The organism is Paraburkholderia rhizosphaerae, assembly GCF_004366595.1.
GTDB classification, from domain to species: Bacteria; Pseudomonadota; Gammaproteobacteria; order Burkholderiales; family Burkholderiaceae; genus Paraburkholderia; species Paraburkholderia rhizosphaerae.
The window spans coordinates 1-17,678 of the sequence record NZ_SORE01000048.1 but is presented as its reverse complement, the minus strand read 5'-3'; the positions used below and the strand labels follow the sequence as shown (position 1 = coordinate 17,678).

12 protein-coding genes and 4 pseudogenes are annotated in these 17,678 nt (G+C 58.8%); 7 read left to right on the top strand and 9 right to left on the bottom strand.

Features of this window, described 5'->3' with window-relative positions:
- Positions 1 to 341 (bottom strand): annotated as a pseudogene (locus BX592_RS34240) (lytic transglycosylase domain-containing protein); the annotation flags it as partial.
- 18 nt (positions 342 to 359) lie between these two features.
- Positions 360 to 2,711, bottom strand: a complete 2,352-nt coding sequence (locus BX592_RS32855) for a type VI secretion system Vgr family protein (protein WP_134197512.1) — start codon at positions 2,709 to 2,711, stop codon at positions 360 to 362.
- 506 nt (positions 2,712 to 3,217) lie between these two features.
- On the opposite strand from BX592_RS32855, the gene BX592_RS32850 reads away from it, so the two are divergent.
- Genes BX592_RS32850 through BX592_RS32840 form a run of 3 tightly spaced genes read left to right on the top strand, consistent with a single transcriptional unit; the run spans position 3,218 to position 5,009 of the window.
- Complete coding sequence (locus tag BX592_RS32850) at positions 3,218 to 3,694, top strand: PAAR domain-containing protein (protein ID WP_134197511.1); 477 nt, start codon at positions 3,218 to 3,220, stop codon at positions 3,692 to 3,694.
- Positions 3,691 to 4,305 carry a hypothetical protein gene (locus BX592_RS32845; protein WP_134197510.1) on the top strand — a complete coding sequence of 205 codons (615 nt, stop codon included), beginning with the start codon at positions 3,691 to 3,693 and terminating at the stop codon, positions 4,303 to 4,305. Before BX592_RS32850 ends, BX592_RS32845 begins: the two co-directional genes overlap by 4 nt.
- Complete coding sequence (locus BX592_RS32840) at positions 4,302 to 5,009, top strand: hypothetical protein (protein ID WP_134197509.1); 708 nt, start codon at positions 4,302 to 4,304, stop codon at positions 5,007 to 5,009. Before BX592_RS32845 ends, BX592_RS32840 begins: the two co-directional genes overlap by 4 nt.
- A 166-nt stretch (positions 5,010 to 5,175) precedes the next feature.
- On the opposite strand, the gene BX592_RS32835 is transcribed toward BX592_RS32840, so the two are convergent.
- The 4 genes from BX592_RS32835 to BX592_RS32820 are packed head-to-tail and all read right to left on the bottom strand — an operon-like array spanning position 5,176 to position 11,087.
- Positions 5,176 to 6,399 (bottom strand): toprim domain-containing protein, encoded by a 1,224-nt coding sequence (locus BX592_RS32835; protein ID WP_134197508.1) that lies wholly within the window; start codon positions 6,397 to 6,399, stop codon positions 5,176 to 5,178.
- Between the two features lie 14 nt (positions 6,400 to 6,413).
- The gene (locus BX592_RS32830) at positions 6,414 to 9,224 is read right to left on the bottom strand and encodes an ATP-binding protein (RefSeq protein ID WP_134197507.1); all 2,811 of its coding nucleotides are present in this window, start codon (positions 9,222 to 9,224) and stop codon (positions 6,414 to 6,416) included.
- Positions 9,224 to 9,910, bottom strand: coding sequence for a hypothetical protein (locus BX592_RS32825; RefSeq protein WP_134197513.1), 687 nt, complete (start codon positions 9,908 to 9,910; stop codon positions 9,224 to 9,226). The genes BX592_RS32830 and BX592_RS32825 overlap by 1 nt, the downstream gene beginning before the upstream one ends.
- A complete protein-coding gene (locus BX592_RS32820; protein WP_243849830.1) occupies positions 9,891 to 11,087 on the bottom strand; it encodes a hypothetical protein in 1,197 nt (398 codons plus the stop codon). The genes BX592_RS32825 and BX592_RS32820 overlap by 20 nt, the downstream gene beginning before the upstream one ends.
- Positions 11,088 to 11,110: 23 nt before the next feature.
- Between BX592_RS32820 and BX592_RS32815 the strand changes: the two genes are divergently transcribed.
- From BX592_RS32815 to BX592_RS32805, 3 genes are read left to right on the top strand one after another with little or no spacing between them, the layout of a single operon-like run.
- Positions 11,111 to 11,830: a restriction endonuclease subunit S gene (locus BX592_RS32815; RefSeq protein ID WP_134197506.1), complete on the top strand. Its 720-nt coding sequence runs from the start codon at positions 11,111 to 11,113 to the stop codon at positions 11,828 to 11,830.
- Positions 11,827 to 13,020, top strand: a complete 1,194-nt coding sequence (locus tag BX592_RS32810; RefSeq protein ID WP_134197505.1) for an ATP-binding protein — start codon at positions 11,827 to 11,829, stop codon at positions 13,018 to 13,020. The genes BX592_RS32815 and BX592_RS32810 overlap by 4 nt, the downstream gene beginning before the upstream one ends.
- A complete protein-coding gene (locus BX592_RS32805) occupies positions 13,017 to 14,636 on the top strand; it encodes a type I restriction-modification system subunit M (RefSeq protein WP_134197504.1) in 1,620 nt (539 codons plus the stop codon). Before BX592_RS32810 ends, BX592_RS32805 begins: the two co-directional genes overlap by 4 nt.
- 180 nt (positions 14,637 to 14,816) lie before the next feature.
- Here the strand turns inward: BX592_RS32805 and BX592_RS32800 are convergent.
- From BX592_RS32800 to BX592_RS32790, 3 genes and pseudogenes are all read right to left on the bottom strand, one after another.
- Positions 14,817 to 15,002 (bottom strand): annotated as a pseudogene (locus BX592_RS32800) (IS66 family transposase); the annotation flags it as partial.
- 280 nt (positions 15,003 to 15,282) lie between these two features.
- Positions 15,283 to 16,104, bottom strand: a complete 822-nt coding sequence (istB, locus tag BX592_RS32795) for an IS21-like element helper ATPase IstB (RefSeq protein WP_134197503.1) — start codon at positions 16,102 to 16,104, stop codon at positions 15,283 to 15,285.
- A pseudogene (locus tag BX592_RS32790) lies at positions 16,101 to 16,862 on the bottom strand (Mu transposase domain-containing protein); the annotation flags it as partial. The pseudogene BX592_RS32790 and the gene istB, both read right to left, overlap by 4 nt.
- A gap of 59 nt (positions 16,863 to 16,921) precedes the next feature.
- On the opposite strand from BX592_RS32790, the pseudogene BX592_RS32780 reads away from it, so the two are divergent.
- Positions 16,922 to 17,583 (top strand): annotated as a pseudogene (locus BX592_RS32780) (IS3-like element IS407 family transposase); the annotation flags it as partial.
- Positions 17,584 to 17,678: the final 95 nt, after the last annotated feature.

Here is a 17,678-nt window from a genome sequence, read left to right as displayed (position 1 = left end):
GCCCAGCGCGAGTCCTGCGTGAACTGCAGATGCGGATAGCGCTCATCAAGCCGGTACGCGACGATCTCGCCATCCGCGTGCAGGCGCACGCCGCCAGACTGGTCGACGCATGCCGCGGAATTCGCACCGAAGTGCACGCCACCGTGCGGAAATCCATTCACGCCAATCGGAAAGAAGCCGTCGGTCATCTTTCCGAGCGCGTGATAGAAGACCTGCGGGTCGGTGACTTCGCCACCGCCTTTGCGCGGGAACGGATAGCACCACTTCAATGCGGGCGTTGGCGCGTGGATGGCTGCCGGCGCAGCGGACGGATGCGCATGGGATTTCGTTTGAGTCGTCATGCTGGTCGTGTGAAAGAACTAACCGGAAAACCTCGAACCATGGCCCGTGAGATCGGACAGGTCGTGGGTGTTGGGCAGGGTTGCGTGGGTAAGCGTCCCATCCGGGTCCTGGCGGCGCCAGGCGGCGGCGCGCTCGACGTAGTCGCCAGGCGTCGCGTGCGTAATGCCGTTGGGCGTGATGCGCAGGGACGAGCGGCCGCAGCGAATCACAATTTCCTTTTCCGCGTCGATCAGCACGCTTCCTCCGGTGCTGCGCAGAGACAGGTCTTGTTGCGACGCCATCGCGAGCTCATCGCTTTGCGCCTGAATCTGCACCTTGCCGCGCGCGGCAATCAGCGTGATTCCTAGGGCGTGTGCGAACAGGGAAATCGCCTTGCGCGTGGCAAGCACGATGTTTTCCACCGCACTGACGCCGAAGCGCGACGAGGTCGCAACACTCACGTCCCTGCGCGCGGAAACCATCAGCGGGCCATCCGTCGCCATGCCGATCCCACGTGGCGCGGTCAGCGCGATCACCGCCTGCTTCAGGCCTTCAAGTTCTTCCTTGAGCCAGCGGTTTTCCGACTTGATGTCCGCGACTTCGGCTTTGGCCTGGATTGCCACATCCGCCAGTGCCTTCGCCTGGGACTGCGTCATCGCGAAGCGCGCGCTCGCCTGCTGCATGTCGGTCTGCTCGCCCATTGCGCCGTCCTGCCTGTCGGCCGACATCAGCAGTCCGGCGCCGCCGCGCACGTTGCCCTTCAGGTCGGTGCGCAGTTCGAATCCTTCGCCGCGGGTGTTGCCATGACGATCGACGGTGTGACCAAGATTGAGCTGTGACTTGCCGTGCTCGGTCGCCAGCTTGATGTGCTCCTTGCCCTCGCGGTCCTCGAATTCGACCGTATTGTTCGAGCGGGTGCGGATCGTGTTGCGTGCGCCCCATCGCGCGCCCGCGACAATCGGGTCCGTGTCCTGCGCGGTGTGCAGCACCTGGCTGATGTACGGCAGATCCGGATTGCCCCACATGAAGGCGACCGTCACGACCGTGCCTTCGACCAGCCCGAAGTGAAAGCCGGTCTGGCCTGCGCCGGCGAAGGGCTTCGCGAGCCGCATCGGACAGCTGTTCAGCCCGGGGGTTCGCGTGTCCCGGTCCAGATGCAGGTCGACGATGTAGCGGCCCTGTTCGTCGAGATACGGGTCCCTGTAGCCGCCGGTCGAGGCGATGCGGCCGGTCACTGCGCCCTGCACGCGCGGCCATGTGTCCTCAAGCAGCGGCAGCCGGTAAAGCCGGTCAGAAGGAACCGCGGTGAACTTCACGCGATAGCCGCGGCCGCGCGCCGCACTGCATGTCATGCGCACCGCGAGCAGGCCGTGCTTCGCATCGGGCAGTTCACGGTTCGACAGCTTCACCACGCAGCCCGGCGCGATATCGAGCATGTCGCAGTTGCCGTGGTATTCGATCTGCCCCGCACGCGCGGCTTCAGCGCGCAGCTGCGCTTCGTCCTTCGCCTCATCCGGCGTCAGGTACGGCGGGCCCCACACATATGCTTCACCCGAGGTCGTGGAGTCTTCGCGAATCTCGTACGTTCCGTCGACCGGCTCGTCCCGCTCACTCTCGGCACTGAACGTGCGCACGGTATAGCGCGTCGGGATCGTCTTCGTGTGCATCTCGAGCGCGTCGACCGATTCCACGCCGCCATCCAGCAGCCCGCCGTACTCGCGGTACGGCACCGTCAGGTTCGGCCCGCGCCGGTAGTGCGTGAAGTCATCGCCAAAGCGCACGTGCTCGCAGCGCTTACCCGCGTCGCAGACGTACCAGATCCCCGAGCGCCGGCACAGCCGCGTGATGAACGCGAGATCGTCCTCGTTCCACTGCATCACGAACTCGCGCTTGCGATAGGTGCGGTACAGCGTGAATTCGAAATCCGCGAGCAGCTGATCGAAGCCGTTCTCGCGCAGGATCTGCGCGATGATCTCCGGGTCGCTCTTCTCGAGGAAGAAGCGGCACTTCGGGGTGTGGCGCAGCAGGCCCATGCGCGATTCGAGCACCACCTCATAGCGTGATTCATCGCCGCTGGTGGCGAGCAGCGCAAAGCGGGTGGTTACGCCGAACACACGCCGTTCGGGCTCAGGTTCGCCCCACTGCGGCTGCGGCGGCTGGATAATGAACGTCGCCGGCCTGTTCAGGTATTCGCTGCGCGACAGGTCATTGCGCGGATGCGCAAAACGCACCACGTAGCGCGTCGGCTCACCGATCGCGCGCTCACCATCAAACGAATACACGTCCGCCTGCGCGCAACTGCGGGCCTGCGGAATCTCAAGGCGATACTGCTGATGACGGATGCCACCCGTGCGCGCACGCGCATCGGGCGAGGCCTCTGACGGACTCACGGTGCTCTCTCCCCTCTGCAATCCATCAGGCTAAATATCGCCTGACTGGTTGAAGCGGATGATAAGGGCCGTAGAACCCGAAAAGATCGTTGTGCACACAATTTGACAACGGCGCGAAGAATGTCTGATAAAGCCGCGCAATCGTGTGGGCGAATCTGAGAAAAACGCGGTCGACTCTGATTTGATTCGTATGAGACCGGCATTCTTTTTCAGCATGCACATTGACTCGATAAGTTCAGCGCATATAGCGATCAACCAGACCGGCCCCACGAAATCAACGGAGCTCCCGTGATAGATCTCTCATTCACTTGCGGAAAGGTCCTCATCGTTGTTATGTTTTGTCAAAATTCGACCACCCTATGGACATTCCTTAGTAATCCAACAAAACTTCGCTAGCTTGATTGAGTGACAAATAACAAGGAGCAGGCGAAGTGCAGCGATTTCTGTTGAGGAAGGGCGACAGGTCATCGGCCGACGGCGTAGTTATCGAGGGTGAGGACCGTTGCATGGATCAAGGCCGTGCGTCGGCCTTCATCGGCGCGAAGGTTTATTGCCACACGTGCAGGACGGCCGGGATCATTGCTGCGAAGGGGCCGCGATTGCACGACTTCATTCTGGCAAGAGAACAAGCCCTTGAGGGGGACATCTGCCTTTGCAAGTGCGATCCGCCGCCCATCATGATTGCGTCGCAACGCAGGAGCTATCAGGAGTTCACCACCAGCGAGCTCACTACATTCCAGGCGACCACTGACGATGCAGGCGCAGGGCCAGCAGAACATGCTAAAGACGACCTGGAACATTACTTCGAGATCGTTGACGCGCGAACGGAGACGCCCATCGAAGGAATGGTCTACAAGTTGTCGAGCAATGGCCAACCCATCGTCTACGACGAAACGCTTTCAGACGGCAGGACGCAAGCGGTCACGCTCAAAGACCATCCCTATCTGACGCTTGTGGCTTGGCGCGGAGGCGACGTGCGATGAGTGAAGCACTGACCGAGGAAGTACGTCTGCTCGCGGCTATCGCCTATGGAGAAGCATCGACCGCGAATGACTCGTGGGAGATTGGTGGCATCGCATTCGCAGTAGCGAACCGATGCCGGGCATGGGGCGGGAAGACAGTTGCCGAATTGAAATCAGCGGATCCAAACTATTCGTACGCATGGGATGGGTCCAACGACAGATTTAACCGATTGTCGCGCACGTCGCACAAAGAGACGGAGGCTAATAAGGGAATGAAGCTTGCCGTTGATTGGGCACGGTCAGCGTTGGCAAACGATGGCCCAGACCCATCGAACGGCGCATTCTGGTGGGACGGCCTCGACTTCAAGACCAATTACGCAAGACACCCAAAGGTACTTGACGGGTTCAAGTGGACCGACCGCACCCACAACATATTTGGCGTGGCTGAGAAACATCGGGAAGTCATCGTTCGATGGAAGGTCCGCAACAAGAAGACCGGAAAGATCGTCATGGGTGGAGAGCGAGGTCGCTATGATTCAGTCTGGATTTCGACCGCCGCGCACGGCGGCACCGTATTCTGGCTCCATGATCTTGATTACCTGCGAGCCACTGGAGGGAAGGCGTACCGATGAAACGATTCGCCGTAGTTGCCAGCGGAATAGGCCTTCTCACAGGCAATGCCTGGGCAACTGACGTCTACGAAGACTATGACAGTTTTTATGCTTCACAGCCCCGCGCGGTGTTCACAAGCTCGATGAAGTCAGAGTCGGGCGTCAGCTATGCCGTAGCGGGTAAGCCGGGGATTTTCACTGAACATCGGGCCCGCCTGGACGGAAGAACCATCCGTCTTTCAGTCGCGGTGGATCGCATCGCGGTCGATGGGAAATCTTATCGATTTGCTCACGCGACGACCTTTCCGGGAGAGCACCCATCGAATATTTACCCGCTATCCGCTGAGGTGTTCATGGCCTCTCGAACGGACGCGCGTCCTGCTCTAGTCTGCTTGCAAGGTTATAGCGATGGATCAGGAGAGGCAGGGCGTCGCACGCAAATCTATCTACTGATCGAACCGCTAGCGGCGAAGCGCAAAGCAGCGTTCTTGCATTTACCCGGTTTGCTCTCGTCGTGCCGTGCCGTCGTGGCGACTAAAGATGCGAAGATCGCGTTTCCGAAGAATGACTATCTGTTCGACAACAAGCATGAGGCTCGGGTCGGTCTGTTGTTGTCGTACTACATGTTCGAAAATCGGCGCTTTGCTGCTACGTCGAGTAAGGTTCGATTGCAGTTTGCGGAGCCAGAGATTCCGTTTCGGTTCTTTGTTCAAAGCCGCGACTGAGCGCGATTAGTACTTGGCGACTTCATGCGTGATGCCCTGCCTCTAGTCCTCATTGCACTATTTGCCCTTTCGGCGATGGTGATGCTCATCAACCTCTTCGGGAAGGAACGAGGAATCGATTACTGGGATCTGGACGGAGAAGGGACGCCGTCGCCATCGAGCCCTCTCACACCCATCCCTCCTGCTCCGCTTTGCGCCCTTCCCGCAGCATTGCGTCGCAAAGCTCGCGCAGATCAGCCGGCAAATCGACGCGTTCTTGTAGCCTTGCAAGCAGTGCTCGGTCATGTTCGTTAAGCGGCCAGTGCTGGCGAGCGCCCGCCCACTCGCTTGCCCCCATTTGATACGGCTGCCATTTCAGGCCTCGCGCCTGCCATACCGCACCAACAGAGCATGCTATATCTACTCCAGCCGGATCAGCGTCCGCGCTGATATAGGCAGGCGCGGGAGCAAGCGTCAACAGGTGAGCGATGACCTCAAGCCACGCGAAGGATGGTCGGCCGGGCATCCAGACGATGCCAACTCCTGATTCGCAGGTTCGCGCTTGACGCTCAAAACTAGCGCGATTTTCGATGAGCCACCAGCGGTTTGGCAATGACGCTGCATCCGCTCGGCGTAGGTCTGTCAGAGGCAGTCCGGCGAATTGTAACGGGCCAAGATGCACCTGCCGTCCGGCCCACGAAAAAGAAATGTCTCCCGCAAGCCAGGCCAACGGCGCGAATGGCGTAATACGGAGGCGTTCTAGATCAAATGCAGAATCCAACCAACGCCAATCAGCATCCGAGATCGCCTTTGTGGTCCCGCGTGCCTGCAACGCAAAATCGCGGCGCGTCCCTTGTGCGCCAGCGTCGTGCCAAGCAGCGATGGCCTGAAGTAGCTCAATACGCGTCTTGAGGACATCAAGGCGTGACGTCTTATCCTCGTCCAAGCGCACAAGCGCTCGCGCAAGCTCATCTAGCAGATCAGGATCGACCTCGCTTCCATAGGTCGCCTCAGATCGCGATAGCAACCATGCAGTCCCCTGCTCGATAAGCGTCTTCCGTTGCTCACCGCGTTGACGTGGACTAGAAACGGCAAGCAACGACTGCAGCCGCGGCAAGTCGCGCCAGACGATCGCATCCCATTGCCATGTGCCACCTGTGAGCCGTTCACGGCGTACGATCCATCCCTCTTGCAAGAGCCGATCACACAACCCGTCTGCGCGTTCAATCGCTGTCGGGCCAGCGTCATTGAGCAGCGACGCTCTGCTCCTGCGTGCTCCATCGCTTCGGACCCAGCGCTGCAGTAATGCCCTGTAGTCCGGATCCAGCAAAGGCAGTGTGTCGGGTGCGGGACCAGATGCACAGCGATCCCTCATGCCACGCTTACGCTCTATATCGACCCAGTTAGTCATCGGCTCAAACGCCCTCAAACAGCCTCAACGCGGCGCTGTAACACGCCGATGGGAGGTGCCCAGCGGGACTCTCGAGGCTTTTTTGACGTAACCAGCGTGATATCCGCCGGCTCGAACACTTCCACGTTGTGCGTTATCGGGGTGGTCAGAACGTATTGAGCCCGGGTTGACTTCAGGAAATGGCCGACCAGCTGGATGTTCCGTACATCAAGATGCGCGAACGGCTCGTCGATAAACACAAAGCCACCGAACATATCGTCGTCCTTAAGCAAACCTACAAGCAGAATCAGTGATTTGATCACCTGCTGACCACCGGATGCCTCGCCGTCATTCAGGCCAATTTGGCCTTTGCCATCAAAGTTGAAGCTGACCTTCAACTCTGCTTGCCGCAGCACAGTATCGTCGTTATCCAGGTGCGGTAAATCTGCGTTGACTTCGACTCCTGCAAGTGAACCAAGCTCCACAATGTTCTTGCGATAACGGCGCACTGTCGCTCGCAGCACGTCCATATATCGCTCGCGCGCATTACTGACCGCAACTCCGGCCGCAGCATTGCTGGCCTTGCGATCGTTCAGCTGTCCGATTTGTCCGCTCACCGTAGCCTGCATGAGAATCTGCCGTCCCTCAACGCTAGAATCGGTCTCCCATTGCCCCTCGTTCAGCTCTTTTTCAACCGCGTCCATACGCAGTTGTGCCTGTCTGGCATTGTCAAATTTTCCGCGCAACTCCTGCAGCTTTTCCCCTGTAATCCAGCGCGGTGGGAAGCGCTTCTTCATTTCGCTTGAACTCTTTGCGCGCATAGCCTGCACATTGAAGCGATCGTCCCATTCCCGTTCCTGTCTTTCGCCGTCTCGCGCACTTGCCGCTAGTGCGCTCTGCAGATCACGGTGATCTTTCGCTGCATTGGCGAGCGCTTGAACCGCAGATTTGTGGTCAAGCTCCAAGCTTTCCCAGCGCTCCCCCGCCAATATGCGCGCTTGCGTCAGGGTGGGCAGTTGCCGACGCGCTTGCTCAAATTCCTCGCTTCGCTTTACAAGTTCCTCCGCGGCCGAATGTCCCTCGCTTGCCTTTAAGGCCTTAGCAAGTTGCCGATTGACGGTCTGTTGATCGGCTGCGATTCCGGTTAGCTGCTCGTCAAGTTGTACCAGTTGTTGTTGAAGCAGTTCCCTGCGAGCAATCAGCGCCTGAACTCCAAAACAATGCTCGCGCGGATTCACCCACACACTACGACCGCCACGCATATCGCGCCAGTATGCATTGGGCGTAATCCATTCTCCCCCCCGTTCTACGCCGAGTCGCGTGCTTTCGACACGCCGAATTTGCGCAAGCTGCTTAAGCAACCAAACAGGAGCTGGCGCCGAAAAACTCAGGATCGAAAGCAAGCTATCTGACGGTGGTCGGGCAGGAGCCTCCTCAAGCTCTGACACTATGTAGTGTCGATAATGTTCGCGCTCCGCCAGTTCCATGACTCGAGCCTCATCCGTCGCGTCTTCGAGCACCACGACCCAGCGCGCCGAGCGCAGCACCCCTTCGGCCGCATACCGCCAGTGCTCATCTGTAATCTCAACGACATCGGCCATCACGTGATGAAAGATATGCTCGCTACGGAGTAACTTCAGAAAGGCTCCAACCTCCGGTGGTGGCGGCGGCCGTCGTCCGTCCTTCAATCCATTCAGTTCTTCCTGAATTTCCTTGCGATTGTTCTCAAGCAGGCTCCAGCGCTCGCCAAGCTGTTCCTTACTTTGCTGCAGACTGCGAACGAGTTCGGCAAGCTCTGCCGCGTCGCCCTCCACTTTGGCGAGATTCTGAAGCTCATCACCCAGCTTGACCAAATCTTCAACCGGTTTCTCCGCGTCGCGGGCCTGCTGAAGCAAAACCAATCCTTTAGTTTTTTCCGTCTCAATCTGGCCTACGCGTTCAGCAGCGACACGCTGTTGTTCCTTAAGCTGAAGCAATCTGAGATTGTCGTTGGCTCGCTGACGCCTCATCTGAGCGTGGTGCAAACGCTGGCGATGCAGGTCACACAGTCTTGCCGCTGTGTCTTGGCGCTCTTCATGCCAGGCGAGCACTGGGACTACCTCTGTGAAGAGAAGCTCGCGCTCGTGCAACTTGCCTCGATACTGACGGTACAGATTGACTCGGGCATCGAGTTCAGCGAGCTGAACGCGGCTGTACGCCAATTCTGTTTCGGCGGTAGCCACTTCCTTCTCCAACTCCTGTTGGTGTTTACGAGCTTCCTCATAACGATCAAGCACTTCCTGGTCGCCGAAAACATCGAACACAAGACGCAGTAGTTCCTTCGGCGAATATTCGCAAAGTCGATCAGTCTGGCCTTGCTCGAGCGCGAGCACGCGCGCGATTGCCCGAGACAGGCCGGCACCTTCAAGGCGCTTACGCCAGTTCTCTACGCCCAACCAGTCCTTGTCCGGTCTATCAATCAACATCTCGATTGATGCGTCACCTTCGACCATCAGATATCGTCGCTGCCAGTCGCCTGAATTGCGCTCGATGCGACACGCAAGCGTCACCTGATCCGCGTACAAGAGATTGCGAGCGAATGGTCGACTTGAAATCTGGCGGCCGCGAGGGCGGTTGTCTACCGTGGCCCGCAACCATGTCGTGTCCGCGTTGGCGTGACGAGCATAAGTCTTGTAGTTGCGGCCACCGGAGCATTCGAGGCCGAGCAGCGTACGCATGGCGTCGAGTAGCGTCGTTTTGCCGGAACCATTGGGACCGGCTATCGTGATGATCGAACCGTCGAGCGGTAATGTGATTCGTTGACAGTAATCCCACTGAAGCAGTTCGAGCGATTGCAGGTGAAACATCAGTCTTGAGCCCTTTCGTCAGTAGGTGCTACCGTCTCAGATTCCGATCGCGCGCGTGCCAATACCTCTCCCAAAGCGCCGTCCAGGATGCGTGGGGCCAGTGCATCGTAGTCGAGCAACAGGTCAAGCAACGGGCCCTCGGCGATATCCTCACCACGGCGAACGATGAAACCGTGTGTCTCCAGTCGCTTGAGATTCCCATCCATCCGGGTTTTCTTTCCCAATTGCGTGCCGAAGTCCGCCAACAACGCCTTGTACGACAGCAGCGGACTCACGGAAACGGCGGTCGGCATCGGACGGTTGCCGGAAAACATCTCGCCTTGGGCGTCACCTTCTGCGTTGGATGCGCGAGCCGCTTGACGCTCGCGCTTGGGCAGAATGATTAACGACCAAAGCACCACCAGAAGCGATACGGCGTCACGCGGCAAGTCCAGGTTGTTGTTGCCGTCCAGACCAGTTTCGCCAAAGATCGTGGCTTCAGCTCCGCGCAGGAGGGCTACGCTCACGTGGTCCGCGTGAATGTTATCGATCAGATACAGGCCGACTTGTGCCAAGCGCTCCTGTACTGACTGCCAGACGTCAGCATCAATCAAGGCGCGACGTACGCGCGGGTGTTGACGCGGTAGCCAGCGGCGAACTAGCAGCTCCGCAGACAGGAGTGCCGCATCATCGAGAGGTGCGTTCATCTTGGGATTGGGAATGTTCCGGTTCAATTTGGCCTGCACTCATGGCCGCGATATTCGCATCGTCGATTTTCTCGACCTCATACGAAAGTGCTGCTCGCCATGGCAATCGTGCGAAGTCCCCTGTTTGTCCTTGCAAGGTGCGTGCTTGCACGTCACCTAGAAGTGGCAACAACTGCATGCGGTACGCCGCCTGCGCAAAGCGCCCGCCGATCACGACCTCACTGATCTGTCGCGGCGCAGGTTGCTCACCAAGCTGTACCGCAGACCACTCCGATAGCTGCGTAATTAGCGTGTCAAGCTCTGGTGGCATACGTAGAGCCTCAATTTCTCCTGGCTCCGCCTGTGCTGGCGGCGGCAACCCCGTGTCAGAGCGCCCGTCAGGACGTTCCCGCTCAAATTCGCCCTCCGCCACGTCCAAAAGATCGTGTCCACTTACGAACACCGGGCGTACGCCGATCGAGAGCGCATCGCCCAATAGTTCATGAAGCGCGGGGTGTGACTGAAGCCACAGGCGCACGTCGGAACTCGTAATCCCGGTGCTACCGAGAGTGACCCGCTGGCGGTCAGCCTGCTGCAATGCGCGCGTGAACTGGCTTGCCATCGACAGCAGCCGTGCCTGGCTATGGCCAAGTGCTCGCGCCTCTCGCTCCAGCCGCGGGTCGTCGTATTCGCTCCGGATCAGGGCTGTTAGCGCCTCTCCGGCACGCTCGACGAGCTTGAGCGCTCTCTCGAAGCGAGGTTGAGTCTCGCGAAGACGAGCCTCGGAGCCGCTTGCGATTGCGTCCGCGAACTCGTCATACAGACGAGCCAGCTGCGCGTGCAGCTGCTTGATCTGACTGGCGTCGGAAAGCCCAAGTGCCTGTGCTCCGGCAACCTGCGCAAGCAGAATGGCCATTTCATCGTCTTCGCTGGCCGCGCGCGTAAGCGGCCCGAGGAGTGCATGAACCTGCTGCGCGAGCGAGGAGAGGTGATAGTCCTGAGTCGTCGCTTCCCAGACCAACAAGCCAAGCTCGCGCAACCGTTTCAGTACGAGTTCCAGTGCATCAGGTTTTAGACCGTGAAAGAGTTGGGTTAGATCGTCTCTCTGCAAACTACCCTGTGGATGGCTAGCCAATTCCAGAAAAACGAACAACCTCAATTGAGCAACGGCTTGGCCACCAACAAAAAATCGCCGAATGCCTGAGTTCGGTGGATGAGTTGATGGCCGCGCAAGCGCGGAAAGTGGACGCGCTAAAGAATCATAAAAAAGGGCTGATGCAGAGGCTTTTCCCCCGCGAAGGCGAAACCCAACCCCGCCTCCGCTTCCCCAAATTCCAAAATTCCGGGGAGTGGGAGCAAAAGACTTTGGATGGCCTTGTGAACATTCAGTCGGGCGCCACGCCCTCAAAGGCAAATCCCGCATTCTGGAATGGTTCGGTTCCGTGGGTGTCTGCGAAAGACATGAAGCGGCTATTTTTGGAAGACGCGGAAGATCATATTTCGGCGCTAGCGATTGATGATGGGGCGCGGGTGGTTCCAGGGGGAACTTTATTGGTGCTGACTCGTGGAATGACCCTGCTTAAAGACGTTCCCGTCTGCGTCTTGCGCCGCGAGATGAGCTTCAACCAAGATGTTAAAGGCTTGCGCCCAAAGGATGGAGTCGATGGACTATTTTTGGCGTGGATGCTGACCGGCAACAAGCAACGCCTGCTCGCGATGGTAAACGTAGCCGGGCATGGCACCGGAAAACTTGATACTGACGAATTGAATGCATTGCAGTTGGCGGTTCCGTCGCTCGCTGAACAACAACGCATCGCCTCGTGCCTGAGCAGCCTCGACGCCATGATCACCGCCGAAGATCAAAAGCTCGAAGCCCTCAAGACCCACAAAAAAGGGTTGCTGCAGCAGCTCTTCCCATCCTCGGAAGAGGTTGATGCATGAGCGCAAAACCGAAGATCAACAAATACGTCAACCTCAGGACACTCACGAGAAAGCTGCGTGACGATCTGGGTGGAGTAGAGCTCATCCTCATGTATGCCTACAACCGCACCGGCAAGACACGGCTGTCGATGGAGTTTAAGGACGAGGGAAAGCGCAAGAACAATGGCACTGCCGACACCCTCTACTTCAATGCATTTACCGAAGACTTGTTCACCTGGGACAACGATCTAGACGGTGATGCTGTCCGGCGGCTCCAACTCAATCCCAACTCCTCCTTCTTCAATGGCCTGAAAGACCTCGCTCTGGACGAAACGATTGCGGGCTACCTCGACCGCTACGCGGACTTCGATTTCGACATTGACTACGAGACATGGAAGGTCTCTTTCCGCAAGGGTGAAGCCGAGAACATCAAGATCTCCCGTGGCGAGCAGAACATCTTCGTCTGGTGCCTCTTCATGGCCATTTGCGAGCGGATGCTTGACGGTCACGTCTCCTATCAGTCGAACAAATATCTCTACATCGATGATCCCATCTCTTCATTGGATGACAACAACGCCATCGCAGTGGCCTGCGACCTCGCCCAACTCCTGCGCCGGGCTGCGAGCCGCAAAGGCCAAGACGGCACTCCCGCGCCCATCAAGGTTGTTTTCTCGTCCCATCACGCCCTTTTCTTCAACGTGATGTGCAACGAGATTGGCAGAGCGAAAGAGGGCGAGCCGAGGGTGACCCACAAGCGCTACTTTCTGCAGCGCCCGAACGGAGACGGCGCATATACCCTGCGGGCCACCGAAGACACGCCCTTTTTCCATCATGTCGCGTCACTCGCTGAGCTCCAACTTGCCGCTGCCCCCAGCACCGGCAAGCTATACACGTTCCATTTCAACGCCCTGCGCAGCATCATGGAAAAAACGGCGTCGTTCTTTGGCCACGCTGAGATCTCTTTCTGCCTTAAGGCGCTGAGCATCGAGGAAGACCGTGCACTCTACAACCGCGCGCTGAACCTCCTCAGTCATGGCAAATACGCCATCCACGAACCGACCGAAATGGGTGAGGATAACAAAGAGCTGTTCCGGCGGATTCTGGAAGACTTCACCACCAAATTCCAATTTGACTTGCCGGACATTCTTGAGACGGCGCCCACACCGACACCAGCCGCAGCAACCGCCGCCACGCCTGCCACGATCCAATGAACGAATCCAAACAAAAGCAACTCAATCAGACCCTCTGGAGCATCGCGGATCAACTGCGCGGCGCCATGGATGCGGACGACTTCCGCGACTACATGCTGTCCTTCCTTTTCCTGCGCTACCTTTCGGACAATTACGAAACGGCGGCGAAGAAGGAGTTGGGGCGAGACTACCCTGATGTGGGAAGCGACATTCGCAAGGTGCCGTTGGCGCTCTGGTATGCGAACAACGTTGACGACATCCCGGCGTTCGAGAAGCAGATGCGCCGCAAGGTGCATTACGTCATTCAGCCCGCGCATCTCTGGAACAGCATCGCCAACCTGGCCCGCACCCAAAACGCAGAGCTGCTGAACACCCTGCAAGCGGGTTTCAAGTACATCGAGACAGAATCCTTCGAGAGCACCTTTCAGGGTCTATTCTCCGAGATTGATCTGAGTTCCCCGAAGCTCGGCAAAATCTACCCCGACCGGAACGCTAAACTCTGCGCCATCATCCAGAAAATCGCCGAAGGACTGGCGGAGTTCTCCACCGACATCGACGCGCTGGGCGATGCCTATGAATACCTGATAGGCCAGTTTGCCGCTGGGTCCGGCAAGAAGGCAGGCGAGTTCTACACCCCGCAGCAGATTTCCGACATCCTCTCCACCATCGTCACGCTTGACAGTCAGGAACCGAAAACCGGGACCAAGAAGCGGCTGGAAAGCGTACTGGACTTTGCCTGTGGCTCTGGCTCCCTGTTGCTCAACGTGCGCAAGAAAGTTTCCAAGGCGAACGGCACCATCGGCAAAATCTTCGGCCAGGAAAAGAACATCACGACCTACAACCTCGCACGCATGAACATGCTGTTGCACGGGGTGAAAGACACTGAGTTCGAGATCTTCCACGGGGATACCCTGCTCAACGAGTGGGACATGATGCGGGAGCAGAACCCGGCAAAGAAGCCCAGCTTTGACGCCATCGTTGCCAACCCGCCCTTCAGCTACCGCTGGGAACCGACCGACGCCTTGGCCGACGACGTGCGCTTCAAGAGCCACGGCCTCGCGCCCAAGTCCGCTGCCGACTTCGCTTTCCTGCTGCACGGCTTCCACTACCTCAAAGACGAAGGCGTGATGGCCATCATCCTGCCGCACGGCGTGCTGTTCCGAGGTGGGGCGGAAGAACGCATTCGCACCAAGCTGCTGAAGGACGGGCACGTCGACACGGTGATTGGCCTGCCCGCCAATCTGTTTTATTCCACCGGCATCCCCGTCTGCATCCTGGTGTTGAAGAAGTGCAAGAAGCCGGACGATGTCCTGTTCATTAACGCAAGCGGGCCGGAGCACTTCGAGAAAGGCAAACGCCAGAACCAGCTCAAGCCCGAGCACATCGCCAAGATCATAAAGACCTACCAGTTCCGCGAAGAAGAGGCGCGCTACTCGCGCAGGGTGGAGATGGCTGAGATCGAGAAGAACGATTTCAACCTGAACATCTTGCGCTATATCAGCACGGCGGTGAACGAGACGGAGATTGTTCTGGATGAGACTCACCAAGAGCTGGTGGAGATTGAAAAAGCGATTGCGGCTGCGAAGGACAAGCACAACGCTTTCCTGAGAGAACTGGGTTTGAAGCCGTTGCCATAGGCGCTCACACTGACTGGTCCGTGCAGGCCACCGACTTCCCGCGACGTCTTTCCTTTGGGCTTTCGCGCCCGCGTCGCGGGCTTGCTTTGCATTGAGATATAGAATCCTGAAAACCCATCCCCGAAAACCTGACCTTTCGCCGGTGGACGCACAGAAACGTCAGCAGCCATCCCAAAAGTGCTCTTCGGCATCCAGTGTCGCAGCATCACGCTCAATGTCGTACAGCGCGGCGAAGAACGGCAGCGCCTGCCCGGCGACCTGACTGCTGTGGTTGGCGTGCAGATCGAAGGACTTGCGCCGCGCGTGAGCCGCGCATCCGATCTCGGTGATGCCCTGCTGGAATGAGGCCTTGTACCCGCTGTATTCAAGGTGGGTTGACCGGGCGCTTACGTTGGATTCGCGACACCGCGCTCTCGGTGGCGAACCCAATTTTTACGTAGAGCGTTTGCGTCGGTCGAATAGACGAGGTCTTGTTTGGGCATGCACGGGTACCGGGCTTTGCCGATGAGGGACTACTCTGCTGCAGGCTGAATACCAATCGGCGGTTTGATTCGGGCGTGAATCTCCTGGTACTAGATAGCGTCAAGCAGCATGGCCGGTTTACCGACAATCATCTTGGCCGGTCGACCGGGATGATTGTCGGTGGTTATTTGGTCATGGTTGTCGCTCCTTCGTGATGGTTGTCGCTGGATGATTGTCGGCGCCGGCCGGTCTGTTTGTCGCTGGCTGCGCGACGGCGATAGCTTTCGACGTTCATCTCGAAGATCGTCGTGTGATGTACGAGCCGGTCGATCGCGGCGACAGTCGTGCCGGGATCCGGGAACACGTCGTTCCAGCCCGAGAACGGCTGGTTGGCGGTGATCAGAAGGCTGCGGCGCTCGTATCGTTCGGCAATCAGTTCGAACAGCACACTGGTTTCGGCCTGGTCCTTCCGGGCGTACGACAGGTCATCCAGGATGATCAGGTCGAAGCGGTCGAGCTTGGCGAGGGCTGAGGGCAATTGCAGGCTCTGACGCGCGGCCTGCAGCTTCTGCACGATCTCGCTGGTGCGTGTGAACAGTACACGGTAGCCGGCGTCGATCAGCGCGTGTCCGATGGCCGATCCCAGATGGCTTTTGCCAACGCCAGGTGGGCCGAACAGGAGCACAGTGGCGCCTTTCTCGAGCCACGAATCGCCAGTCGCGAGCGCCACGACGTGCGCCTTTGAAACCATCGGCACCATGCTGAAGTCGAAGCTCGCAAGCGTCTTGGCAGGATCCAGATGCGACTCGGCGCGGTGTCGTTCAATGCGCCGTTTGGCCCGCTCGGCAAGTTCATGCTCGAGCAACGCGCCGAGCAGCCGCGTCGCCTGCCAGCCCTCCTTGTCGGAGCGCTGGGCAAACTCGGGCCACAGGCGGGCGATGGTCGGCAGACGCAGCTCATTGAGCATCAGGGCCAGTCGGCCGGTATCGTAGGCGGCGTTGCTCATGCGACCTCCTTACCCAGCAGGTCGTCATAGGCGCTGACTGGCGGTATCTCGACATTGACTGTGGGGCAGTCGACCTGACGGGGCGCAAACTCCTCGCGCAGTGCCTTCAGATCCGGCAGTTGTCCGTCCACCAGCAATGCGTTCAGGCGCGCAGCCAGGACCGCTTCGAGGCCATCGAGTGCAGCGAGCTCAAGCAGTCCCACCATCGTCTTGCAGGCATCGCGTTGCGTGAGCCTGATCTCGAGCTGTTCCCATGTGCGGCGGTAGGCCTCTCGCGGAAACAGTTCGTCGCGAAACGCAAGTCCCTTGAACGCCTGTGGCTTGCGTTTGAGGCCCTCGATAAAGTGCCGGTAATCGAGGGCGCGGCGGTTGTCGCCGGCACGCGAACCGCGTGGGGTGCTGTGCACCAGTGCGCCGGACAGATAGCAGTCGAGCCGGTCGCCATAGACCCGCACCTTCAGACGATGGCCGATCAGTCGCGACGGCGCGCTGTAGAGGATGCCGCGTACGGTGAAGGTGCTGCAGCGTGTGACTCGCGCCTCCTCCTCAACGAAGTCGGTTGTGCGTCGCAGCGGCAGATCGATGAGCTGTTCGCGCTCCAGGCGAAACGCCGCGGCATTGCGCCGGTTGCGACGCATGACGATCTCGCGCAGAAACGCTTCGTATGCCGCGCGATCGGCGAAATCCCGGTAACCACGCAACATCAACGCCTGATCGGCGGCCTCCTTCAGATAGCGGTGCGACGACTCTGACCTGCCCCCTGCAAACAGTGCCAGTCGGAGTCTAGTAAAGTTCGTTTTCGGAGAAGAAGACGAACATGAAGAATCGCTTTACGGAACAGCAAATCATCGGGTTTCTGAAGGAAGCCGAGGCCGGCATGCCAGTCAAGGAACTGTGCAGGAGGCACGGGTTCAGTGACGCGTCGTTCTACACCTGGCGCGCGAAGTTCGGCGGCATGGAAGTCTCGGAAGCCCGCCGGCTGAAAGACCTCGAGGTGGAAAATGCCCGGCTGAAGAAACTGCTGGCCGAAGCAATGCTCGATATGGAAGCGTTGAAGGTCGTCGTCAAGGGAAAGCCCTGAGCCCGCAAGCCAAACGCGAAGCAGTGTCGGCTATTCGGGAGAAGGTCAACATCTCGGAGCGCCGCGCCTGCCGGCTTGTCGGGCTTTCTCGCAGCGTGTTGCATTACGACGCGAAACCGGACCACGAGAATGAGGTGCTAGCGGCGCGTCTGGTGGAGTTGGCGCACGAACGTCGTCGATTCGGCTACCGCCGGTTGCACGCCCTGGTGGAACGCGAAGGCACACACGCCAATCACAAGCGCATCTATCGCCTGTACCGTGAGGCAGGGCTGGCTGTGCGGCGCCGTCGCAAGCGCCACGGCGTAATGATTGAGCGCGAGCAACTGGCATTGCCGGGCGCACCCAACGAGGTGTGGTCAATCGATTTTGTGATGGATGCGCTTTCCAACGGCCGGCGCGGACCTATCCGTGATTTCGTGGGCGAGGCATATCATGAGCGATAAAAATCATGGATATGCCAATGAAGAAGAAACGCACGGTGGCGTCTCAGGCA